Annotated in this window: 22 protein-coding genes; 16 read left to right on the top strand and 6 right to left on the bottom strand. The window is 49.2% G+C overall.

Going from position 1 to position 23,300, the window contains the following annotated elements:
* Window positions 1–613 precede the first annotated feature (613 nt).
* Together ACKFKH_RS08070 and ACKFKH_RS08065 are read right to left on the bottom strand one after the other, a co-directional pair.
* Window positions 614–883 (bottom strand): nucleotidyltransferase domain-containing protein, encoded by a 270-nt coding sequence (locus tag ACKFKH_RS08070; protein WP_446857750.1) that lies wholly within the window; start codon window positions 881–883, stop codon window positions 614–616.
* 367 nt (window positions 884–1,250) lie between these two features.
* On the bottom strand, window positions 1,251–1,415 hold the full coding sequence (locus ACKFKH_RS08065; RefSeq protein ID WP_446857749.1) for a hypothetical protein: 165 nt from the start codon (window positions 1,413–1,415) through the stop codon (window positions 1,251–1,253).
* Between the two features lie 133 nt (window positions 1,416–1,548).
* On the opposite strand from ACKFKH_RS08065, the gene ACKFKH_RS08060 reads away from it, so the two are divergent.
* The 6 genes from ACKFKH_RS08060 to ACKFKH_RS08035 all read left to right on the top strand — a co-directional run bounded on the left by ACKFKH_RS08060 (window position 1,549) and on the right by ACKFKH_RS08035 (window position 7,664).
* Complete coding sequence (locus tag ACKFKH_RS08060) at window positions 1,549–3,870, top strand: NACHT C-terminal helical domain 2-containing protein (protein WP_446857748.1); 2,322 nt, start codon at window positions 1,549–1,551, stop codon at window positions 3,868–3,870.
* A gap of 5 nt (window positions 3,871–3,875) precedes the next feature.
* Window positions 3,876–4,202, top strand: a complete 327-nt coding sequence (locus ACKFKH_RS08055) for a hypothetical protein (protein WP_446857747.1) — start codon at window positions 3,876–3,878, stop codon at window positions 4,200–4,202.
* Entirely contained in the window at window positions 4,195–4,389 is a 195-nt protein-coding gene (locus tag ACKFKH_RS08050) for a hypothetical protein (protein WP_446857746.1), read from the top strand. Before ACKFKH_RS08055 ends, ACKFKH_RS08050 begins: the two co-directional genes overlap by 8 nt.
* A 112-nt stretch (window positions 4,390–4,501) precedes the next feature.
* The gene (locus tag ACKFKH_RS08045) at window positions 4,502–4,720 is read left to right on the top strand and encodes a type II toxin-antitoxin system HicB family antitoxin (RefSeq protein ID WP_446857745.1); all 219 of its coding nucleotides are present in this window, start codon (window positions 4,502–4,504) and stop codon (window positions 4,718–4,720) included.
* Window positions 4,720–4,878 (top strand): hypothetical protein, encoded by a 159-nt coding sequence (locus ACKFKH_RS08040; RefSeq protein ID WP_446857744.1) that lies wholly within the window; start codon window positions 4,720–4,722, stop codon window positions 4,876–4,878. The genes ACKFKH_RS08045 and ACKFKH_RS08040 overlap by 1 nt, the downstream gene beginning before the upstream one ends.
* A 275-nt stretch (window positions 4,879–5,153) precedes the next feature.
* Complete coding sequence (locus tag ACKFKH_RS08035) at window positions 5,154–7,664, top strand: hypothetical protein (RefSeq protein ID WP_446857743.1); 2,511 nt, start codon at window positions 5,154–5,156, stop codon at window positions 7,662–7,664.
* Between the two features lie 2 nt (window positions 7,665–7,666).
* On the opposite strand, the gene ACKFKH_RS08030 is transcribed toward ACKFKH_RS08035, so the two are convergent.
* The gene (locus tag ACKFKH_RS08030; protein WP_446857742.1) at window positions 7,667–8,125 is read right to left on the bottom strand and encodes a hypothetical protein; all 459 of its coding nucleotides are present in this window, start codon (window positions 8,123–8,125) and stop codon (window positions 7,667–7,669) included.
* Window positions 8,126–8,217: 92 nt separating this feature from the next.
* Here ACKFKH_RS08030 and petN point away from each other — a divergent pair, with 92 nt between their 5' ends.
* Window positions 8,218–8,307 carry a cytochrome b6-f complex subunit PetN gene (gene petN / locus ACKFKH_RS08025; RefSeq protein ID WP_446857741.1) on the top strand — a complete coding sequence of 30 codons (90 nt, stop codon included), beginning with the start codon at window positions 8,218–8,220 and terminating at the stop codon, window positions 8,305–8,307.
* Between the two features lie 75 nt (window positions 8,308–8,382).
* On the top strand, window positions 8,383–8,529 hold the full coding sequence (locus ACKFKH_RS08020; protein WP_446857740.1) for a hypothetical protein: 147 nt from the start codon (window positions 8,383–8,385) through the stop codon (window positions 8,527–8,529).
* Window positions 8,530–8,918: 389 nt separating this feature from the next.
* On the opposite strand, the gene ACKFKH_RS08015 is transcribed toward ACKFKH_RS08020, so the two are convergent.
* On the bottom strand, window positions 8,919–10,499 hold the full coding sequence (locus tag ACKFKH_RS08015; RefSeq protein WP_446857739.1) for an ammonium transporter: 1,581 nt from the start codon (window positions 10,497–10,499) through the stop codon (window positions 8,919–8,921).
* Between the two features lie 385 nt (window positions 10,500–10,884).
* On the opposite strand from ACKFKH_RS08015, the gene smpB reads away from it, so the two are divergent.
* From smpB to ACKFKH_RS07980, 7 genes are all read left to right on the top strand, one after another.
* Entirely contained in the window at window positions 10,885–11,352 is a 468-nt protein-coding gene (gene smpB / locus ACKFKH_RS08010) for an SsrA-binding protein SmpB (protein ID WP_446857738.1), read from the top strand.
* 318 nt (window positions 11,353–11,670) lie between these two features.
* Entirely contained in the window at window positions 11,671–11,937 is a 267-nt protein-coding gene (locus tag ACKFKH_RS08005; RefSeq protein ID WP_446857737.1) for a hypothetical protein, read from the top strand.
* Between the two features lie 212 nt (window positions 11,938–12,149).
* Window positions 12,150–14,441 carry a tetratricopeptide repeat protein gene (locus ACKFKH_RS08000; RefSeq protein WP_446857736.1) on the top strand — a complete coding sequence of 764 codons (2,292 nt, stop codon included), beginning with the start codon at window positions 12,150–12,152 and terminating at the stop codon, window positions 14,439–14,441.
* 266 nt (window positions 14,442–14,707) lie between these two features.
* A complete protein-coding gene (uvrA, locus tag ACKFKH_RS07995) occupies window positions 14,708–17,725 on the top strand; it encodes an excinuclease ABC subunit UvrA (RefSeq protein WP_446857735.1) in 3,018 nt (1,005 codons plus the stop codon).
* Window positions 17,726–17,793: 68 nt separating this feature from the next.
* Window positions 17,794–19,431 carry a tetratricopeptide repeat protein gene (locus ACKFKH_RS07990; protein ID WP_446857734.1) on the top strand — a complete coding sequence of 546 codons (1,638 nt, stop codon included), beginning with the start codon at window positions 17,794–17,796 and terminating at the stop codon, window positions 19,429–19,431.
* Entirely contained in the window at window positions 19,428–20,702 is a 1,275-nt protein-coding gene (locus ACKFKH_RS07985; RefSeq protein WP_446857733.1) for an AAA family ATPase, read from the top strand. The genes ACKFKH_RS07990 and ACKFKH_RS07985 overlap by 4 nt, the downstream gene beginning before the upstream one ends.
* Before the next feature lie 63 nt (window positions 20,703–20,765).
* The gene (locus ACKFKH_RS07980; RefSeq protein ID WP_446857732.1) at window positions 20,766–21,620 is read left to right on the top strand and encodes an alpha/beta fold hydrolase; all 855 of its coding nucleotides are present in this window, start codon (window positions 20,766–20,768) and stop codon (window positions 21,618–21,620) included.
* 122 nt (window positions 21,621–21,742) lie between these two features.
* On the opposite strand, the gene ACKFKH_RS07975 is transcribed toward ACKFKH_RS07980, so the two are convergent.
* Both ACKFKH_RS07975 and ACKFKH_RS07970 read right to left on the bottom strand, forming a co-directional pair.
* Complete coding sequence (locus ACKFKH_RS07975) at window positions 21,743–22,078, bottom strand: STAS domain-containing protein (RefSeq protein WP_446857731.1); 336 nt, start codon at window positions 22,076–22,078, stop codon at window positions 21,743–21,745.
* A gap of 139 nt (window positions 22,079–22,217) precedes the next feature.
* Entirely contained in the window at window positions 22,218–22,361 is a 144-nt protein-coding gene (locus ACKFKH_RS07970; protein WP_446857730.1) for a hypothetical protein, read from the bottom strand.
* A 66-nt stretch (window positions 22,362–22,427) separates the two neighbouring features.
* Here ACKFKH_RS07970 and ACKFKH_RS07965 point away from each other — a divergent pair, with 66 nt between their 5' ends.
* Window positions 22,428–23,294 (top strand): lipid kinase, encoded by an 867-nt coding sequence (locus ACKFKH_RS07965; protein WP_446857729.1) that lies wholly within the window; start codon window positions 22,428–22,430, stop codon window positions 23,292–23,294.
* The last annotated feature ends 6 nt before the right edge of the window (window positions 23,295–23,300 follow it).

Below are 23,300 nucleotides of genomic sequence, written 5' to 3'. Positions count from 1 at the left end.
ACTTTGAATCAGCATAATTTCTTTGAATGGAACTTTTTCTGGGTCAAAGTCCCCCCTTTAGGAAGGCCGAAAGAAACCTGCGTTTTCTTAGGAGTTCGATGAACTTTTTCGCTTTGTTACTGAGGGATTCGCCCCCTAAATCCCCCATTCTGGGGGACTTTGAATCAGCATAATTTCTTTGAATGGAACTTTTTCTGGGTCAAAGTCCCCCAATTTTGGGGGATTTAGGGGGCTGAAGCCGATTGAAACGAAGCGAACCGCTCTCATCGAACCGACGTTTATTTAAGGTGGTAGATCGCCGAGGAATGTTTCAGCAAGTTTGAGAAAGCGATCTCTTCGAGTTACCCGCAAGGGGTCGGCGCGGTTGAGTTGCTCGGTGGCTTGGTCACTGCTGATAGCGTTCAGTTGTCCATAATCTCCTTTCGCAAGTCTTGCGCTTCTATCAAGCACGAGAAACTGAATAATCTGGATAGTGGTTGTCTAAAAGTAACTTTGCAGCAGAGAGACTTTGACGTGCTTTTAGCAAAAGCTCAAGCTGGTCGTCTGTCACAGCAGGATGCCCTCTTTGCGAATGTTCCGCAGGAGGGAACCATTGCGAGTTTGGTAACGGTTTTCATCCATAATATAGACAACTGATCACTTCGTCATGTTGGAGTGAGAGGTCTGCAACGATTTGCCCGGTTCGCAAGATTTCTTCACCTGGATTGACTGGAGCTTTCAGCACAACTAAAACGTCGATATCGGAACCAAATTCTGCGTCGCCTCGTGCTTGAGAGCCATACAAAATGAGATGAAGGAGCTGATCGCCATGCACCATCTCAAACTGTGCCTTCAATTCTGCCAAAATTTTGCTGAGTTTTGGGTTGGTGACGATCGTATTCATCGTTTCTCAAGCAGATTGCTACGGCTATTTTAATATTGCGTTGATCAGGGAAAGAGATCGTTCCGCTTCAAAACAGAAATGTTGCTGTTTACAACACGGTAGCTTCGCTTCCCGGAGGGTGCGTTCTCGTTTCAAATCGGAATGTTGGTGTTCACAACACGATCGTTTCACTTCACAATGCGATCGTTCCATCTCAAAATTTGATTGTTTTGCTTCACAACACGATCGTTTCACTTCACAACACGATTGTTCTCGTTTCAAATAGGAATGCTTGACCTCAGAGTTTAATTGTTGTGGTTGAAAGGGCGATCGCTTGGCTTCCCGAAGAATTTGCTCCGCTTGTGGAAGGAATCGCCCCCTGTTTGATCTATTTGTCTTCGTCTTTTTGCAGGGCAACCAGAATTTGAAAGCAGAGTTTTAGCAGAAAGATCAGAAAGCTAGCGCTCGGATTGAGCCAAAGGGCAAACCCAACCACGGCAAATTCGATCACTTTCAGCCATTTTTTCTTGTTGAGGTTCTGTTTTTGAAGCATGGTGAGGATTGGTTAACTCGATACATCCAATCTCTCAAGCTGATCTTTGAGTTCTTGATGGAGTATGGGCTTGACTTGTGCGTAACTTGTGTGAGTTGTGTAAGATCGCTCACAAGCACTCAAATTTAGGCTCATGGAAAAGGCAAAGCGATCGTGTCGTGCGTCTCAGGAAGGACTCAAACAAATCCGACGAAAGTACAAAGCTTGTGGTTGGACGCAAAAAAACTTAGCTACTGACACGGATATATCTCTAAGTACCGTTGGTGCGTTTTTTGCTGGCAGGGCTATCGACCGCAACAATTTCGTTGAGCTTTGCACTGCGCTGGATTTGAATTGGGAAAACGTGATCGATCGCCCAGCAGAACCGGAAGTAGATAGCGTTGAGATTGATACGATCGTCCAAACAATCCGTGAGCAGATTAAGCCGATCGTTCGTCAAAAATGCGGGACGATGCGCGTGTTGGATATGGATCAACCGATCGAGCTAACTGGAGAACGCGGAATTTACACCAACGTTAATATTTTGGAGCGACTGACTGGGCGAAATCGATTAGAGATTGCAGAGATTTTGCGAGACTGTGGGGTGGAGGAGTTCGATCGCTTTGGACTGAACCGAGTCACTGAAAAACGAGTGCCGGGACTTGAGGCAGTAGAGCGCCACTCAAAGCTAATGGTGTTGGGCAAACCGGGTGCAGGAAAATCGACCTTTCTAAAATATTTGGCGATGCAGTGTATTGAAGGCAACTTTCAGGCGAATCACATCCCAGTTTTCATTACACTCAAAGACTTTGCAGAAGCCACAGATAAACCCACTCTAGCTAAATACATTAGTCAGCAATGCTTGAGTTTAAACATTGAATCGGCTGCTTTACCTTTTCAACATGGGAGAGCATTAGTTCTGCTGGATGGATTAGATGAGGTTAGAGAGGAAGATAATTTGAGGATACTAAATGGAATTCGTGACTTCTCTGATTACTATTACAAAAATAACTTTGTAATCACATGTCGAATTGCTGCCAAGGAATATACATTTGAGCAGTTTACTGAAGTTGAAGTGGCAGATTTTGAAAAAGATCAAATGGCTATCTTTGCCCAAAACTGGTTTCGGCGAAGTGATCCGATGAAAGCAGAACGTTTCATGCAAAAGCTAGAAGAGAACGAACCCATTCAGGAATTAGCCAGTAGTCCTTTGCTATTGACGTTGTTGTGTTTGGTGTTTGGAGAAAATGCTGATTTTCCGGCGAATCGTTCTGAGCTTTACAAAGAAGGCTTAGATGTCTTGCTTAAAAAATGGGACGCGAAACGTAACATTCAGCGAGATCAGCTTTACAAAAATCTACCGACTAAGCGCAAAGAAGATTTATTGAGCCAAATTGCTTTAACGACTTTTGAGCAGAAGGAGTACTTCTTTAAACAAAAAAAGGTAGAGGCATATATTTCTGACTTCATTCGCAACTTACCGAATGTTGATTCAGATCCAGGGATCTTGCGAATGGATAGTGAAGTGGTCTTGAAATCAATTGAAGCTCAACATGGACTCTTTGTAGAACGCGCAAAAAGCATCTATTCGTTTTCTCACCTGACCTTTCAAGAGTATTTTGCGGCCAGAGAGATAGTTGCCAATTCTGCTTACGAGAATTTGGTACAACATCTCACAGAGAAACGCTGGCGAGAAGTCTTTCTGCTGACAGCAAGCATGATACGGAACGCTGACGATCTGTTGAGGCTCATGAAGCGAACCGTTGATGGGCTGCTTGCTGCTGAAGAAAAGCTACAACAACTCCTTATCTGGATCAATCAAACGTCCAGATCCGCAGAAGCAACCTATAGGCCCGCTGCTGTTCGTGCTTTCTACTATGTGCGCGCCTTCACCCTCACCCTTAACTTCGACCGCGCCTTCGATTTTGCCCTCGACCTCATTCTCGACCGCGCCCATGACTTCGATGTCGCCCTCAACCGCACTCTTGACCTTGACCTCGATCTCTCCCGTGCCCTCGACCTCTCCCGTGCCCTCGACCGCGCCCTCGACCGCGCTCACTCTTTTGACTTCGACCGTGCCCTTGATTGTGCCCTTGCCCTCACCCCCACCCTTGACCTCGACCTCGACCATACCTTCAGACCTCAATTGAAGCATAAGCTACAAGAAATTCGAGATCAGCTACCGAATACACTATTTGAGAACCGAGACAATTTCAGACAATGGCGACTGAAAAACAGTCAAGTCTGGACTAGGCAATTGAGAGGTGTGACAATTCAATACCGCAGTATCTGTCACGACTGGCAGTTTAGCTACGAGCAACAGCAACTGTTACAGCAGTATTACGATGCCAATAAGCTGCTGGTCGATTGTCTCAACAGCGATTGCTATGTCAGTCGAGACGTGCGGCAAGAAATTGAAGAGACGTTATTACTGCCAATCAGCGAAATCGAAGCGAGAAAAAATAGTAGGGAGTGAGTCAGTTGGCAGACATTATTGTAGTGATCCGCAACGAGCAAGGTGCAGGAATGTCTTCAATAGACGGAGAACTGGTCATTGTTCTACTTGCCTCAGAAGGCTCTGTTTTGGATCAACAGCCTGTCATGCTAAGGTCTGCGATCGCCATCTTCACAAATTTGCTCTCCGGTCAATACACGATTTTGGTACGACATCGTTCTCTCACCCCAACCGAAGCACGTCACGATATCGAAATACAAGGTAACGTCATGGCAGGTGTAAAATTTGTATACTCTGAACTTAACCGCCAACTAATTAGAGTTGAAGTGCAGGAGGAAAGCTTGGATGTCTGAATCACACCGCTACGCGATCGACCCCGAATCTCTGCAAGGCTGTCGGCTCAGAGTCCTGTTTCACGTCAAAGAATTGCAGCGAGAGCAAGACCCGATCGTTCGTGCCAACATCGCCCAATATCTCGCAGAAGCCTCCGCCACCCTCGCCTTTCTAGAAGCCGAAGCAGCCCGTCAAGTCAACCTCTGAAAAACCCGTTTTCTAACCAACAGCGATCGCTCTCTCAGTTGAGACGTGCGGCAAGAAATTGAAGATACACTGTTGTTACCGATGAGCGAAATTGAGATGAGGAAGCAACGCGATGCAAAACATTAAAATCATCGTTGAAAAACATATTGATGGCTACGTTGCCTATCCTTTGGGTATTCAAGGCGTAGTTGTTGGCGAGGGCGACACCTACGAAGCAGCCCTAGCCGATGTCAAATCCGCTATCCGATTTCACATTGAGACCTTCGGTGAAGCAGTCCTTGAGCCAGAATCTTTCGTTCTAGAAGCCTTCGTCGCAGAAACAACCGTCTAATGCCCAAGTTTCCCAAAGACGCGCCCAAAGCCAGAGTCATCAAAGCGCTCAGAACTCTTGGTTTTGAAATCGTTCGTGAACGAGAACACATCTCAACGGTGCGCGAAAACGATGACGGAACTCAGACCCCCAGTTTCAACAAGCTGCCGAGTGGCTGAGTGGTCAGCGCAGACAAACCTTCTACCGAAGATTGAATTGCAGAAGCACGATCGAGTAGCGCACTGTTTCGAGTCGAGTTGAACATATCAGGTGAGTCACAAGATTGGGGGTTTGCATCTGTGATTAGTTATCAGAGATCTCGATCGTCGTTATGCAGATAAAGCGCTGCGGTTTTAGCGATTCTCTAACTCACGACGCTGCACAGTTCTCACTTGAGAGAGGCGCGAGGCTCAAAAAAGATGAGTAGCATCAGGGTCAAACACCGGGAGAAGCCATGATCTCATCTGCTCCACCAATTTTCGCCACGCTGCTCACGGGATTGCTGATTGCGTTTGCCGTCCAATTATTGCTGACGAGTTTTGGAATTGCGGCAGGTGTGACAGCGATCGGGTATCTTCCTGCAAAGCTTGATGAGGAGGAGCCAAAGTCCGATCAGCCTAAATCAAATGGGCATGTGATCGGATGGGCGATCGGGGCAGGAACGCTGCTTACGGTGAATGGGGTGTTGTTTATCGCTTGTTTTTTGGCGGTGAAGCTGAGTCTCTCTACTAGTCTGATTGTGGGAGCAATCCTGGGAATTGTGATTTGGGCGGCGTATCTTTTGATTTGGGTGTGGGTGAGTTCTCAGGCGGTTGGTTCTCTTTTTGGAGCCATTTTTGGGACACTGGCATCGGGTCTCCAAGGATTAATGACAACGGTAATGGAAGCAGTTTCGGGACGCAAAAAACAATCAATTACGGATGCACTTCGAGAACAAATTGCCGCTCAAGAATCAGCCCTGCGATCGCTACAGCAAGAAATCAGCAAAGAAATCAGCACGACGGACGACAAAACTCAAACAACGGTTGTCGAAACGCTGCAAAATTATTTACAAACGCTGCCGTCACCTCAGTTAGACTTGCAAACGATTCGCAATGAGTTAGCTGAGATGATTCATCAATCTGACTTAAAAAGCGTTGCAGCAGGAATGCCTGTGGAGTTCGATCGCGCCTCTCTATCGGCTCTGATTCAGGATCAAACTGACTTGTCTCAGCGAGATGTCAATCAATTGCTCGACCAACTCGAATCGGTCTGGCAAGAGGGCGCTTCTCAAACTGCCCCCCAATCGCAACTACTTGATTTTTTGCAGTCTGCCCAGCCAGACGTTTTGACTCAACAACTAACAGACTGGTTGCCCAAACCGCAGGAGCAAGAAACCGCGTCCAGTTCCCGACAAGGGGCCATGCAGTCTTTAGACCTCAAACAGTTAGCAAGAACCGTTTTGAGACGAGTGGATTTATCAGATTGGGATGTGAGCAAGATTTTGGGTCAGCTTCAATCCTTGACTGGGGAATCCTCCACACCCGTCAATTTGATTCAAGCCGATGTCGAAGATTATTTGCTCCATGCTTACCCGTGGCAACTGACGCGCAAAACAGTGCAGCAAGAATTTAAAGATGTCATCTATGACCCAGAGGCCGACCCCGCAGAAATCTCAAAACAACTGGCACCGTTGAATCCTGACTATTTGACGAAAGTGCTGCAAAAACGGGACGATCTGACACCCGCTAAATTGAGCAAGCTAGTCGATCGCCTCGAAGCCGTCCGTCAAACCGTTCTCACAGAGATTCAGATCAGTGAAGGCGAACGTGATCAAGAAATTGACACAGAAGCGACTAGTTTATGGAATAGATTTGAGAACTACATTAGTGATGTTAATGAAAAGCTAACGGCTAAAAATATTCAACGCCAAGTCAAACACTTTGTCAAAGACTGTCAGAGCGACTTAGCCGATCTCAAACCAGCTTTGCCAACCTTCGATCGCACCACCATTCAACAGCGATTAATCGATCGCCAGGACTTAAGCGAAAAGCGCATTCAACAACTTGTCCAACAGCTAGAAAAAGCCTGGAATCAGTTGAGCGAGTCTGAGCCAAACCCTGTCTATGCAGCCAGCAAAATTCATCGATCGACGGTTCCCATTCACCATCTGAGCAAGGCTCCAAGACGATTGGCATTACGCACAAAAACACTGGGCACGGAAACACCCGATCGAGGGTTTTCAGAAACGCTGTCAGATTATCTCAGCAACACCGATAAAGAAGAACTAACGCCAGAGAATATTCAACATGATCTACAACAGTTGTTCCACAGTTCAAAATCAGGATTACAACACTTGAGCGATCCCTTGCGAGTAACTCGAAGAGATCACATCTCTCACCCCGATCGCACCGCACTGATTTCACTCCTCTCACAGCGATCGGATCTGACCGAAACAGAAGCCAATCAGATTGTCGAACAGGTCGAATCAAACCTGCAACACTTTACTCAACAGCTACAGCAAATCCAACAACAGATGCAAACGACGATCGCCAACACGGTCACTCAACTGCGCGATCGCCTGACATTTCTAGAACTGCCTGAGGACTACGATCGCATCAAGCAAGATGTTCAGTCGTTACTGGGCGATCCTCAAGCGGGAATTGCCTCGATCAGTCATCGCCTCAGTGCAGTCAACCGCGACTCCATCCTGGAATTTCTTAAATCTCGCGATGATTTACCTGAGTCGATCGCTCACCAGATTGTCGATCAGATTGATTCCGTTCGTCTCAGCCTCTCACAACAAGCCCAACACCTTCAACAAGAAACTCAGCAGCGTCTTGAAGTACTCAAACAACAAGCACAGCATCAAGCAGAAGAAACGCGCAAAGGAGTCGCGACAGCCGCCTGGTGGCTATTTGGGATCGCCTTCACTTCGGCGATTACCTCTGCGATCGCGGGTGGGTTGGCGGTCAAACTTCTCTAGCTTCAAGACATCCCGCGAAAGGGTCTGAGCCAGCCTTGAGCTATTGTCCAATCGAGCATGAGACGAGCGATCGCAAACAACAACACACTCTCGATCGCCAAAACGACAAACGGCAGCAAAACGCCCCGACTCGCCACCCCAACATCAATCTGCGCCAGTCCTCGCACCAGCCCAAACGCCAAAACAGCGCCCGACTTGAGATGAGAATTTTGGTCTTGGCGAATCACATAGCGATAAGTAATGCCAAACAAAAAGCCAGCGATGACCGCGATCGCTCCACTTAACAGCGCATTCACCGAAGCAGTCTGCAACTCCGCTAACGGCTCAACCCCGATCGCTCCTATAAATCGATTGATCAAGGTCATTAAAGTAAAGGCGATCGCAACCGACAGCGCCGAAAAAATGCCTGCCTTGACTGACTCAACTCGCTCCACCAAAGTCATATCAGATGATCCATTCATCTTTACAATTCTCAAACCCAGAGTAAAGCTACCACATCTTTGTTTTATGATGATGGTTAGCATCCTTTCGTAATGTTTTTGAGAGTGCCACTATGGATATTCTGACTTTAGGTTGGGTCGCGCTTTTGTCGGTGTTTACGTTCTCTATCTCAATGGTGATTTGGGGACGCAACGGCTTCTAAGTGCTGAGTTTTGAGTTTTGAGTTGATGATGGCTTAAAACTCAAGACCCACCGTTGAGATATTTTGGGAGAGATTGTGGAATCCACTGTTTTTAGCACACTTGTTTTAGTGGCTTTTGGACTGTTGTTTGTGGTCACTGGCGGGATTGCTTACCTGACGCTGAGTGATTGGCGCGATCGTCGTCGTCAAGAAAAAGCAAGAGAACAAGAAAAACGCCGTTAGCTTCACTTCAGAGATTTATTTAAATAACTAAAGGCTCCCGATAGCCAACCATTGGGAGTCTTCGTTTTATCCACTCACCTTGTCAGACTACTCGCGGATACTCATGCTGGGCATTGCTGAATCGTGGGATGAATTGCCCCAAAGCGGCGGGAACCCCAATATTATGAAAGCTTCCTTCGCTACTGACATAGCTGACTTTCACAACCTTTGAAGGGCAATCGAAATGCAAAAAAATTGCTGGGATTAAAACTAGAAGCTCAGGGCGATCGCATTCTCAAAAAACGATCCATAAGTTCCAAATTTCAACCACAGCAACCAGATTTAATGACTTGCGAATTCGATAGAGGGATTCTTGATGAAGTCGATCGAATTCACGAAGCCAATCAAGCTTACAAATAAGGTTTGGCGCTACCAGAAATCTCACCCGTCGGAGAACTGCTACCACCACCCGACAGTCCGGGGACTTCTTTCATAAAGCCAGCGTAAGCTTCCATGCCGTGTTCAGCAATGTCCAGTCCTTCAAACTCTTCTTCAGCCGTAACACGGATACCCAGCGTTGATTTGAGTAAAATCCAGAAAATGCTGGAGAGCAAAACAGTGATGCCAGCCACAGAAATCGTACCCAAGAACTGCACCCACAGTTGATTGATGCCGCCACCATAAAACAAGCCTGCGGCTGGAGCCGGAGCCGCCCCAAACTCGCCCCCCTGACTAAATAGACCCAGAGCCAACGTGCCCCACACCCCATTGATCAAGTGAACCGAAACCGCACCCACTGGGTCGTCGATTTTTAACTTGTCAAAGAAGCCGACTGCAAAAACCACCAGCACGCCGCCGATCGCACCAATTACCGCCGCAGACCCCGCATTGATAAACGCGCAAGGGGCCGTAACAGCCACCAAACCCGCCAGCAATCCGTTGATCACCATCGAGAGGTCAGGCTTGCCCAAAACGACCCAGGCGGTGATCGTCGCAGCCAAAGCACCAAATGCCCCACCTGTGTTGGTGGTTAGCGCGATGTGAGCAATCAGAGAACCGTTGCCGACACCCATCGTCGAACCAGGATTAAAGCCAAACCAGCCGAGCCACAAAATCAGTGACCCCAAGGTCGCAATACTCATGTTGTGAGCAGGCAGAGCATTTGTAGAGCCGTCAGAGTTGTATTTGCCAATTCTGGGCCCCAAGAAAGCCGCCCCCATCAGCGCGGCCCAACCGCCCACTGCGTGCACCACTGTCGAGCCAGCAAAATCATAGAAGCCTGCATCAGCCAGCCAGCCGCCGCCCCAGATCCAGTGACCCGTAATCGGGTAAGCAATTCCTACCAGCAGCAAACTAAAGATCAAAAAGTCAATAAATTTGATGCGTTCGGCAACTGCCCCAGAGACGATCGTCGCTGCTGTCCCGGCAAACACGAGTTGAAAGAAGAACTTGGCACCCAGCGGTACGCCTGTCCAATTTAAGGCTGAGAAAATCCCCTGGTAGGCATCTCCCATCGCCGGGCTGTTGTCAGCACCCGTGAGAAAAAAGCCGCCGCTCGTGCCCAAAAAGTTGTTGCCGTTGCTAAACATCAGTCCAAAGCCGATCGCCCAAAATGCGATGGTGGACAGGGCAAACACAATTAAGTTTTTCGCCAGTACGTTGACGGCATTTTTTTGGCGACACATGCCTGTCTCTAACATGCAGAAACCCGCATTCATAAAGAACACCAGCATTCCGGCGATCATCACCCACATGGTGTCGATGCCAATTTTGAGTTCTGCGGTGGCCTGGGAGACAGACTCGATCGTGGGCGGTGGCGTTTGGGCAATTCCAGCGTAGCCCCACAGCATCACAATGATCAGAGCGAGGGGAATGCAGGCTTGCCAAGAGGGGGTTAGCTGTTTGGCGTACCAATCGGGATTGAACCACTTGGAAGCGCGATCGAGTTTTCGCTTTTCAAGGGTTTTTTTGAGCGTTGAGCGATACATCATAACGGGACTTTGCTCGGTGAATAAACGACATCAATTTGGTAGGACCTTCTCCTCAAGACAGGGGAGACGACAGTCCGAAATGGCTTTTCAGACCGCAGATTCAGTGTCTTGACATCATTTCTCTAAGAAGGCTTGCTCCACTGATTGCTGCGAGTAATGAAATGATTAAGGAATACTAGAAACTTCGGGGATTTGAGCACTGAGTTTTGTATCGTAGAATGCAATTCGTATAAAATTTTGAGAACTTTGGTCTCAATTCCATCCACACAATTCTTAAAGCTACTTAGTAAGTCCAAAACTAGGGCTAATCGGCTCTGCCCAACTTTGAGCCAAAATCTTCTGTAGGGAAGGCTAGGCAGGGAAGCGATCGCGCTAAAATAGTCCCATGAGCGAGAAGAATGAAAGCGTCAAAGTTGTCAGCGATAACCGTCAGGCCCGTTTCCAGTACGAGATTCTAGAAACCTATGAGGCTGGGATCGAGCTAGTTGGCACTGAGGTTAAATCGATTCGAGAAGGCAAGGTCAACCTGAGAGACGGGTTTGCCTTAGTCCGAGATGGCGAAGTGCTGCTGCTCAACGTTCATGTTTCTCCTCACCAAACTGCCAGTCAGTTTTTTAACCACGATCCGCGTCGGACTCGCAAACTGCTGCTGCATCGCAAAGAGATTCGCAAACTGGTCGGACAGGTCGAACAGCAAGGTTTAACACTGGTGCCGCTCAAGATGTACTTTAAGCGCGGCTGGGTCAAAATCGTTTTGGGGCTTGCTAAAGGTAAAAAGCTGCACGACAAGCGAGAAAGCGTCAAACGTCGCGACGACCAGCGAGACATGCAGCGGGCGATGAAAAACGGCTAAAGCAACCTCTCGATAAAGTTTTTTCACGGCTCTACTGGGTGCTTCTGCTCCCCAAGCTGCCGATTCTGGTGGACTTCAGGATAAGCGTTGTGACATACTCCCGACTCTGACGCTGACGCATACAGAGCGGGCTTCTCAGTGACTCCTGCTATTGCATCGGACGTTACCTGAGCTTTATTTTGAGTCCACGGAATGCCCTACCGCAGACTTTGAACAAGTACCGAAAGTATGTTCAACCCCTGTACTGTCAAAGTTTTACGCATCCACAGAAACGCGAATTCGCGCATTACTGGATGCAACCCCATACTTTGAGTTGTCGTGGTTCAGATTACAGGGCGGCGATTAGCTCAAACCCTTGTTCTGACTATATCACACTCGTTTGCAGCGTGGGAGATTGGCGTTTCCTCATCGCTGCTAATCAAAGCCTCAACTGCGTTTTGTCATCTTGCAAAGCAGCAATTCGTCAACGCCCTGGCTTTCATCCCGACGCTCACCTGGGTACGGGTAGAGCGCGGGGCTTCCCGCCGACTTGCTAACTCAAAGTTCTTAATTGATGCAGGATTTTGGGACGCTTCTGGAGTGTAGCTCGATCGCAATCATTGTGGTAATCACGTCGATCGCCATCCCTTTTCACAAGAGCAAAATTACTTTTAGTAATCGCCCAGCCAACCCAATAGAAATCGCAGCAATCAGTCATTCCCTTGTTGCTCAAGTTTGCTGCCTGGGAACGCTACGACTACTGACACAGACGATCGCACTTCCCCAATAGCACCGTCTGCACTCGCATCTATTCGTTTATGCTAAATCAGGTTCTTGGCGGGCGTTATAACCTCTTGCGTCACTTGGGAGGCGGCGGCTTTGGGCAGACCTATCTTGCAGCAGATCGGCATCTACCCGGTAACCCTCAATGTGTGGTCAAACAACTCAAACCCAAAGTGAGTGTGGACGCTTGGCAAACCGCAAGGCGACTCTTTAATACAGAGGCAGAGGTGCTGTATGTCTTGGGCAATCATGACCAGATCCCCAGATTATTTGCTCACTTTGAGGAAAATCAGGAATTTTATCTGGTTCAGGAGTTTGTCGAAGGAACGGTTTTGAGCCAAGAATTTAAGCAGGGGAAGGCTCTGTCAGAAACCGAAGTCGTTGAACTGCTGCAAGAAATTCTCACGGTGTTGGAGTTTGTCCATCAGCAGCAGGTGATTCACCGAGACATCAAGCCCTCTAATCTGATTCGTCGTGGGTCAGACGGGAAGGTGATTTTGATTGACTTTGGGGCGGTCAAACAGATTGAGATTGCCCAAGAAGGAGAAACAGGAACGATCGCCGTCGGGTCTTCTGGCTACATGCCCAACGAACAGCTTGCCGGAAAACCCAGCTTTAGCAGCGACATTTACGCTGTGGGCATGATTGGCATTCAGGCGTTGACGGGCGTTTCTCCTAGAAAGCTGCGCGAAGATCCCAAAACGAGTGAAATTCTCTGGCGCGAAGGGGTCGAAGTCAGTTCAGAACTTGCCGACATATTGGATGTGATGGTGCGCTACGATTTTCGCCAACGCTACCAAACTGCCGCCGAAGCGCTGTCTGCCCTCAAAGAACTCAACAGTGGCTTCATCAATCTGATCGTGCCACCGGGAGCCAGAGCGCCGATCGATGAGGTGTATTCAGCGTGGTTAGAGCGCGGAGACGAACTGTTTCAGATCCAGCGATATCGAGAAGCGATCGCCGCCTACGAGAAAGTGATTTTGGCGAATCCTGATGATTATGTCGCCTGGTTTAAGCGGGGTATCACGTTAGAAAATTTGCGGCAGTTTGAGGAGGCGTTGGACGCTTACGATCGGGTGATTGCTCTTCAGCCCGATGATTATTTGGCGTGGTTTAAGCGAGGGACAGTCTGTGAGAATTTGTGTCGATTTGAGTTAGCGCTGACTTGCTACGAAAAAGTAGTGCAGCTTCAGCCGGGAAATTATTGGGCGTGGCACGATCGCGGCAAGATATTAGAAAATCTGCATCGATTTGAAGAAGCGGTAGAGGCGTACGATCGAGCCGTTCAGGTCAAGCCCAATTTTCAACTGGCGGTCGAGAGTCGCAAACGGTTGCTTAGTCAATTAAAACAGGTGGATGCGCTCTACGATTTGCAGCATTATGACGAAGCGATCGCGTCCTGTGATCGAGCGATTCAGCAAAATCCTAATGACGGGCTGGCATGGTTGATGCGCGGCATGGCGCTAGAAAATCAGCAGAATTATGAACAGGCGATTATCGCTTACGATCGCGTCGTCCAGATTCAGCCAGATGATGCGCTGGCGTGGTTTAAACGAGGAGCCGTTCTGCAAAGTTTGCGGCGCTATCCAGAGGCACTGACTTGTTATGACCAGGTGGTTGAGTTTCAGTCTGACCACTATTGGGCGTGGCACGATCGCGGCAAAGTTTTAGAAGCCCTCCAGCAGTTTGAGGAGGCGATGCAGTCTTACGATCGGGCGATTCAGATCAAACCTGATTTGCAGGCAGCGATCGACGGTCGGCAACGAGTTCTAGCCGTCCTGCAAGGCAATTCACCTTGGGAGGAAAATTCTACCGTTTTGCCGACTACGAAACCGGAGATTCAAGCTTCTGACGACTACGGAACCTGGTTTCAAAAGGGGCAAGTTTTAGAGAAGCTGCATCACTATACAGAGGCGGTGATGGCTTACAACGAAGCAATGCAGCTTAATCCCCATGATCCAGAAGTGCTGCGCTGGCGAGGAAATGTGTTGTTTTCGCTCAAACGATATGAGGAAGCGATCGGCTCCTACGACAAAGCGATCCAGCTTCAACCCAGCAATCCGCATCTGTGGCGCTGTCTGGCCAGTTCTCTGATCAAATTAAAGCGATATCAAGAAGCCGCCGTCTGTTTTGACAAAGCGGTTCAGCTTCAGCCTCACAGTCATAGCACCTGGTATTGGCGAGGTCGAGTTTTGAGTGAAATGAAGCGATATTCAGAAGCTCTGCGCTCCTACGATCGTGCCCTTGAGCAAAATCCTGACTTTCAGCCCGCAATGCGCGATCGAGAAAAATTACAAGCGATTCTGGCGGTCAAGCGTGTGAATTAACGCCAGTTGGATGAAATCTTTCACTGCGGTTGGCAATTTGAGCAGCCCCCTAAATCCCCCACGAGTGAGGGACTTTGAAAGAGAATTTTTGTCTTAAAGTCCCCCAGAATGGGCAGCTTGGGAGGCAGAAGTCCCCAACAACGAAGTGAGAAAACTTTATGGAACTGACCCCGCTCAGAAGCTCGTACTAACTTATCTAGTACGCAACAACTAGATCGCTGACTGTAACGATAGAATCATAAAGGACTATTTCATCGTGTCCCTCAATGCCAAAGCGTGTCAGCAAATCTCAAAGCCCTGAGCTAAGTTTGAATTCTGATTTGGAGAGCCTGATCCAAACCTCAAAAACCCCTTCCCTCAACACCATTCGGATTCGAGGGGCACGACAACACAACCTCAAAAATATTGACTTAGAACTGCCGCGCGATCGCTTGATCGTTTTCACAGGCGTTTCGGGATCAGGAAAATCTTCGCTGGCGTTTGACACGATTTTTGCAGAAGGGCAACGGCGCTATGTCGAATCGCTCAGTGCTTACGCAAGACAATTTTTGGGGCAGGTCGATAAACCGGATGTCGATGCGATCGAAGGTCTCAGTCCCGCCATTTCGATCGATCAAAAGTCCACATCTCACAATCCCCGCTCCACCGTCGGCACCGTCACCGAAATCTACGACTACATGCGGCTGCTCTATGGACGGGCTGGAGAGCCACACTGTCCCCATTGCGATCGCTCCATCGCGCCTCAGACGGTTGATCAGATGGTCGATCGCATTATGGAATTGGACGATCGGACTCGCTTTCAAGTGTTGGCTCCCGTGGTGCGCGGCAAAAAAGGGACGCATCGCAAACTGATTTCTAGCCTCAGTGCCGAAGGGTTTGTGCGGGTGAAAATTGACGGCGAAGTGCGCGAACTCAGCGACTCGATCGAACTCGACAAAAATCAGTATCACACCATTGAAATTGTGGTCGATCGTCTGGTCAAAAAAGAAAATATTCAGGAGCGTCTGACCGATTCTCTCACCACTTGTCTGCGTCATTCGGGAGGAATTGCCGTCATCGACGTGTTGCCTGCCGAAACCAACAATGTAGTCGCCCTTCCCCAAAACACCGCCAAAGCCGCCGAAAAAACCGGAACCTACGGAACAGAAACCGCCCCCGAAGCCGCTCCTGAACTCGTTTTCTCTGAAAATTTTGCCTGTCCCCAACACGGCGCAGTCATGGAAGAACTGTCTCCCCGACTCTTCTCCTTTAACTCGCCCTATGGAGCCTGTCCCAACTGTCACGGGCTGGGTAGCCATCGCACCTTCTCACCCGAACTGGTGGTGCCCAATCCCAAATTGCCTGTGTATGCGGCGATCGCGCCCTGGTCGGACAAAGACAACACCTATTACCTGTCGCTGATTTGTAGCGTTGCCGAAGCCTACAAATTCGACATTCAGACCCCCTGGGAAAACCTCACCGCCGAACAGCAGCACGTTCTCTTACACGGCTCCAAAGATCCGATCTGGATTGAGGCAGACTCCCGGTATCGCGAAGGCAAGGGCTACCATCGACGCTATGAAGGGGCCATTCCCCTGCTCGATCGCCAGTATCAAGAAAGCACGTCTGACCTCTACAAACAAAAGCTAGAACAGTATTTAGTCGATCAAGCCTGCGAAGTCTGCGACGGCAAACGACTCAAACCAGAATCTCTCGCCGTGCGGTTGGGACAATACCGAATCAGCGATCTCACCAGCGTCTCAATCCGAGAATGTCTGGATCGGGTGAATGGCCTGAAACTGAGCGATCGTCAGGCGCAAATCGGCGATCTGGTGCTGCGAGAAATCAAAGCGCGTCTGCAATTTCTACTTGATGTGGGACTGGATTATTTGACGCTCGATCGTACCGCGATGACGCTTTCGGGCGGCGAGGCCCAGCGCATTCGGTTGGCAACTCAAATCGGGGCAGGTCTGACTGGAGTGCTATATGTTCTCGACGAACCTAGCATCGGACTCCACCAGCGCGACAACGCCCGTCTACTCAACACCCTGACCAAACTGCGGGATCTCGGCAATACGCTGATCGTCGTTGAACACGATGAAGAAACCATTCGGGCGGCGGATTATGTCGTCGATATTGGGCCGGGAGCAGGCGTGCATGGCGGCAAGATTGTCTCTCAGGGCAGTCTGCAAGATATGTTGGATGCTCCAGACTCCCTCACAGGGGCATATTTATCAGGTCGGCGCGTCATTCATACCCCTGGTGAACGGCGAGAAGGCAACGGTCGATCGCTGCAAATTCGTAATGCCCGCCGCAATAATCTGCAAAACATTGATGTCGATATTCCGCTGGGTAAGTTGGTCTGCATTACAGGGGTTTCGGGATCGGGCAAATCGACCCTGGTGAATGAACTCCTGTTTCCGGCGATTCAGCACAATTTTGGGCAAAAGATTCCTCAACCCAAAGAGATGCAGCCTGTGATTGGTTTGAACGCACTGGACAAAGCGATCGTTATTGATCAGTCTCCGATCGGTCGCACGCCTCGCTCCAATCCGGCCACTTACACTGGAGTGTTTGACTACATTCGCGATGTTTTTTGCGAAACGATCGAAGCCAAAGCCAGAGGCTACAAACCGGGACAATTCTCGTTTAACGTCAAAGGCGGCCGCTGTGAAGCCTGTAGTGGGCAAGGCGTAAACGTAATCGAGATGAACTTCTTACCCGATGTCTATGTGCAGTGCGAAGTCTGTAAAGGCGCACGATACAACCGAGAAACCTTGCAGGTAAAATTTAAGGGAAAGTCGATCGCCGATGTCTTAAGCATGACCGTTGAAGAAGCGTCAGAATTCTTTAAAAACATTCCTCAAGCCTCGACTCGACTGCAAACGCTGGCCGATGTCGGTTTGGGATACATGCGGCTCGGTCAAACTGCCCCCACTCTGTCGGGTGGAGAAGCCCAGCGCGTCAAACTCGCCACCGAACTGTCTCGTCGAGCCACAGGCAAAACCCTCTATCTGATCGACGAACCCACGACAGGACTGTCTTTTTACGACGTTCACAAACTGCTTGATGTGGTTCAACGCCTTGCTGACAAGGGCAATTCCGTTTTGGTGATCGAGCATAATTTGGATGTGATTCGTTGCTCCGATTGGGTGATCGATCTGGGGCCAGAAGGAGGCGATCGCGGCGGCGAAATTGTGGCGATCGGTACGCCCGAAGAAGTCGCCCAAAACCCGCGTTCTTATACCGGGTACTATCTCAAGCAGGTGTTAGAGCAATACCCCTCGATCGCAGTGACGACTTGAAGCGGGGTAACTGATGAGGAAAATGTCTAAAGCAGGTTGAAGCAGTATCCAATCATGAGTTAAAGGATATGAAAAGAAAAGGATTTGGGCAATCTCAACCATCGATGCGAAATGCAAAGAAGTTTATGCAAGCGTTTATGGAGCGCATGGTTGAGACTCAGGGAGATCAGACCCAAATCTATCAATTTTTCGAGTCTAACAAAGCAAAGTTGAATGAGGCACTGTTAGAAGCGTTGCCCCTTGTATTTAAAGCACTGACAACAGAGAAGTTGCTGGAATCTCGGAAAAACATTGCCCAATTTTTTCGGGCTTTTGGTGATTTGATTCAGGGCTTTCCTTTGGGCGATCGACTACTAAACCTGGAGTTAAGCATTACAGCTTATCAACTTACGCTAAAAGTTTATACTTGCAAGGCGTTCCCAGAAGATTGGGCAGGAGTGCAAAACAATCTGGGAAGTGCCTACGGTGATCGCATTCGAGGGGATCGGGCTGAGAATCTAGAACAGTCGATCACGGCTTACGAGTTAGCTTTACAGGTTTACACCCGTGAGGCATTCCCGGAAAATTGGGCAATGACGCAAAATAATCTGGGCAATGCTTACAGAGATCGCATCCGAGGGGATCGGACAGAGAATCTAGAACAGTCGATCACGGCTTTCGAGTTAGCTTTACAGGTTTACACCCGTGAGGCATTCCTAGAAAAATGGGCAGGGATGCAAAACAATCTGGGACTTGCTTACAAAGATCGCATCCGAGGGGATCGGACAGAGAATCTAGAACAGTCGATCACGGCTTTCGAGTTAGCTTTACAGGTTTACACCCGTGAGGCATTCCTAGAAAAATGGGCGCAGACGCAGCATAATCTGGCAAACGCCTACAGCGATCGTATTCATGGAGAACAAACTGATGACCTAGAGCGGGCGATCTCGATCTACGAACAAGCCGCCGAAGTCCTCACCCGCGAGGCTTTTCCACACAAGTGGGCAGAAAATCAGGGAGATCTGGCAGAGGCATTGACGAAACGGTCTTCATTGACAAACAACACCAGCGATCTAGATACTGCTGTTGCTCTACTTCAAGAATCATTAGGAGTTTCAGCCCCTGGCAGTCCTGATTTTATTGACTCCCAGTATCGATTGGGGAGTGTCCTTTCCCGTCGCTACGAACACAGCCAAAATTCCAGCGATCTAGAGCAGGCACTGCAAGCTTATAAGACCGCCTTAGACGCGATTAGCCCCGAACATTACGGCAGAAAACAGATTTGGCAGGCTCTACCCACCACTCAATCCATTTTGGGCAGTCGTCTGGTGCGTGAAGGCAAATGGCAAGAAGGACTCCAGCTTTTGCTCAACAGCGTCCGGCAACTCAGCACCGGAGACGATCCTCTAGCTCACGCTAACGCTCTATTCCAAACCGGACGCGCCCACGAAATCCTCGCCGATTGGGATAATGCTCGTCTTTACTATCGAGATGCCCTCCGTCTCTACGACCACCTCAAAAATGAACCAGGCATCGCCAAAAGCCGCGCCGGACTGGGGAGTGTCCTCGTGTCGCAAGGATATTTAAAAAAAGGTCTCGCGGAACTCGATAAAGCACGTGAAATCTATCATCAATTGCAGCAGCCCGACAGAGCGGCGGAGGTGGATAATCTCTATCAAGCTGCACAACGAGCGATAGAACGGCAAACTACTGAGGTGACTGTATGACCACTGCCGACGATATTTTTGATCAGTCATCTAGCAACATTCAGCGCTTAGGACTGAAGGAAATTCCCTTTACCGAAAGCCCCACCGACCTGCGAAGCGAAACCTTGCAGCGCATCTTCACAGGGCGACAAAACGAACTGCGTCAGATATTTAATCTGTTCCAAAGTCGTGAACGTCGCCGAATCCTCGTCTATGGTCGGCTGGGCATTGGCAAAAGTGCCTTTTTGCTAGAAGTATTGTCGGTCTTGCGTCGAAAGCGTCCAAAGATGTTGACGACCTACATCTCCCTCCCCGCAAACCTAGACCTGGCAACCACCGCCCTCATTGCCCTAGCGCGAGAAATGTCAGACGACGATTGGGCACAGCGTCAGCTTTACCAAATGGGCATTCCCACTGATAGGTTATTGAAGGAACGTACTTCTGAAATCAGCGCCAGTATGGGTCTTGGCGCTAAGACTGGTGAAAAAGACCTGCCAATCACCAAACCGCAATATCCTACCGTTAGTCTAGACACCCTGCTAGAACGCGCACAAGAAAAATATCCTCAAGGCGTTCTGATTGCCATTGATGACCTCGATAAGCAAAACCCCAGCACGGTACGCCAACTGATGCACGATGCACAAGGGATGTTAAAAGGACGAGCTTGGTTCATGCTCACAGGACACCCAATGGGCATGACCGGAGATTTGCTAACCAGCGAACGCGGCTTGTTTGACCTGCAACTCAAGCTAGAAGAACTAGATCTGCCCACGACTTACCAAATGCTGATCAACTACCTCAGCAGCGCTCGGATTAACAACAACTGCACCGATCCAAAAGATCCACGTTGTGTTCTGCCCTTCCTCCCAGAGACGGCGAAGCGCTTTTGTGAAGTTTCTCTCGGTAAGCCTCGCCTCTTTAACCGCTTAGGCAACACAGTGCTGTCCACGGCTGCTGATCTTCAGGCAGAGCTAATTACTCCAGACGTACTAGAACAAGGTTTACGGGCGGCTGCCCCAACTCTACGCCAGCAAGCCGCCTTAACTGTGCAAGAAGAACGAGTTCGCACTTTATTATTGCAACGGGGCAGCCTTTCCGATGAGACGATCACGCTCGAAGACCTCGAACAGCTAGGCTTACGAAGCTTTAGTGACATCCTTCCCTTTTTAGAAAGACTGGAAGAAGCCGATCTCGCCCATCAGTTGAATCAGGAAGATGTCAAGGCATTTGCGCCGATTCCATTGCCCCCTAGTGACGATGAGTCGCCTCCAAGCGGACAAAGTTCATCCTAAAGCCATAGAAACGCCGATCGGGATTAGTCGCTAAACTTCAACTAACCCTTACCGCTTGTCCCCATGCTTGAAACTTGGCAGCACGATCGCATTCTCACCAATGGCATCCACCTTCACTATGTCACTCAAGGCGAAGGCCCGTTGATGCTCTTTTTGCATGGCTTTCCTGAATTTTGGTACTCTTGGCGCAAGCAGATTCCTGAATTTGCTCAAGATCACAAGGTCGTCGCTCCAGACTTAAGAGGCTACAACGACAGCGACAAACCGCCTGAGTTAGCTGCTTATGCCATGTCTGAACTGGTGGCCGATGTCAAAGGGCTAATCGAAGGACTGGGCTACGATCGCTGCATTCTCATTGGACACGACTGGGGCGGCGCGATCGCCTGGAATTTTGCGTACGCTCATCCCACAATGGTCGAAAAGCTGATCATTCTCAATCTGCCTCACCCCGCTAAATTTGCCCAGGGACTCAAAACGCCCCAACAGCTTCTTCGCAGCGCCTACATTTTCTTTTTTCAGATTCCCGTATTGCCAGAGGCGCTGATTCAGTTAGGAGATTATCAGGCGATCGCCAGCGTACTTCCGGCAATGTCGGTGAACAAAAATGCCTTTGCTGCGGAAGACATTGAGGCGTACAAAGATGCGTTTGCCAAACGGGGCACCTTGACTTCGGCCCTCAATTACTATCGCAACTCATTTCGGCAAAGGTTGACCCGCGAGGATTGGCGGACTTTGGAAGTCCCAACGCTGATGATTTGGGGCGAAGACGATGCCGCCTTGGGCAAAGAATTGACCTACGGCACTGATAAATATGTGAATGACTTTCAGATTAAATACATTCCCAATTGTGGGCACTGGGTACAACAAGAAAAACCGCAGCTTGTGAATGATTATATTCGTGAGTTTATTAGCGGTTAGCCTCAACTAAACAGACATTTCAAAGCAGTAAAAATGGGTAGCGGATTTCGTTAAAAATCACCCACTACCCACAACAATTTGCGCTGATCTACCTATTCACAGACTGTTTCATCGACTCTTCGTTATGGAGCCAAAACTAGCGATCGCGCTTCACCTTCCTCAATTGCCGAATCCTCAAGAATCTCAAACACTCGCTCCATTCCGGTCAGTTCTAACAACATTTTGACCTGCTCATTGACTCCGGTGAGAAACAGATTTTTTTGAGCCGATCGTACCCGTTTGAACGCCATAACCAGCGCCATCAGCCCAGTGCTGCTCATAAATTTGACTTCTGAGAAATCAACCAGCAAAACATTGGCTTCAGACTGAACTGCCCCATCAATCTGGTGGTGAAACTGGGCGATCGAGGCATCATCGAGGGATTGAGGAAAATTGATAGTTTTTGTTGAGAAGTCCATATACCTTTACCTAACGACAAAGCTAACTATTGAATGAAGCAAGTCTACTACTGGTAGATCAAGAGCACGTTAAGCGCTGCGAGTACAGGCAGAAAATATTATTCGTATCTTTGCAGGTTCATTCAAAAAAGATTGATAGCTAGTTAACAAAATCGATCGTAGAAATGAAAGTTGGAATGAATTGGCTGGCTAAATACGCTTGCATACGCAGATTATTCTGAATCGCCTCAATACTCATCTGCCGCAGGAAGGAACCCCCCGTCAAATAGATGCCATTTAGCATAGAGTGATTGAGGCGCTTGCTTTGTAGATCACCCTTAATTCACCTCAAACTTAACCCCTAATTTTTATGAATCGAGCTTTATTGTTAGTCAATCGTCACGCTCGCAAAGGACAACAGCAGCTAGAAGCGGCGATCGCTCAGTTGCAGGCGTTAGGATTGGTGCTGATCGAAGAACCGACTGATCACCCTGACCATCTACCTGACGTGATTCGGCAGTATCGCGATCGCGTGGATTTGGTGATCGTAGGGGGCGGGGATGGCACTCTGAATGCAGCCGTCCAGGGGTTAGTCGAGACTCCGCTGCCATTGGGAATCTTGCCGCTGGGCACCGCAAACGATCTCGCCCGGACGTTAGGAATTCCGGCAACGCTACCCGAAGCCTGTCAAATTATCGCTAGGGGCAAGGTACAAAAAATTGATTTGGGCTGGGTGAATGGGCGATATTTCTTCAACGTGGCCAGCCTGGGGTTGAGCGTGCAGATTACCCGCAAGCTGACCAAAGAGGCAAAAAAACGTTGGGGAGTTCTCGCCTATGCAGCGACGGCGATGCAGGTCTTATGGGAGAGTCGGCGATTTCATGCAGAAATTCAGACAGAGGGGCGATCGGAAAAAATTCGCACAGTCCAAATCGCGGTAGGAAATGGGCGATATTACGGTGGCGGAATGGCTGTGGCGGAAGATGCGGCGATCGACGATCAGCGACTCGACCTCTACAGTTTAGAAATTCGGCACTGGTGGCAAATGTTGGCGGTGTTGCCTGCGATGCGACGAGGGAATCACGGAGTCACCCCCTGGGTACAAACCTGGCAGGGCAAAGAGTTCCATGTTTACACTCGCCGCCCGCGCGACATTAACACCGATGGAGATATTACGACCTCAACGCCTGCCCACTTTCGAGTCATGCCCAAAGCGCTCTCGGTGTTGGTGCCGTAGGAGTGA

Source organism: Phormidesmis sp. 146-20 (assembly GCF_052939475.1).
This window is presented reverse-complemented; position numbering and strand designations above follow the sequence as displayed.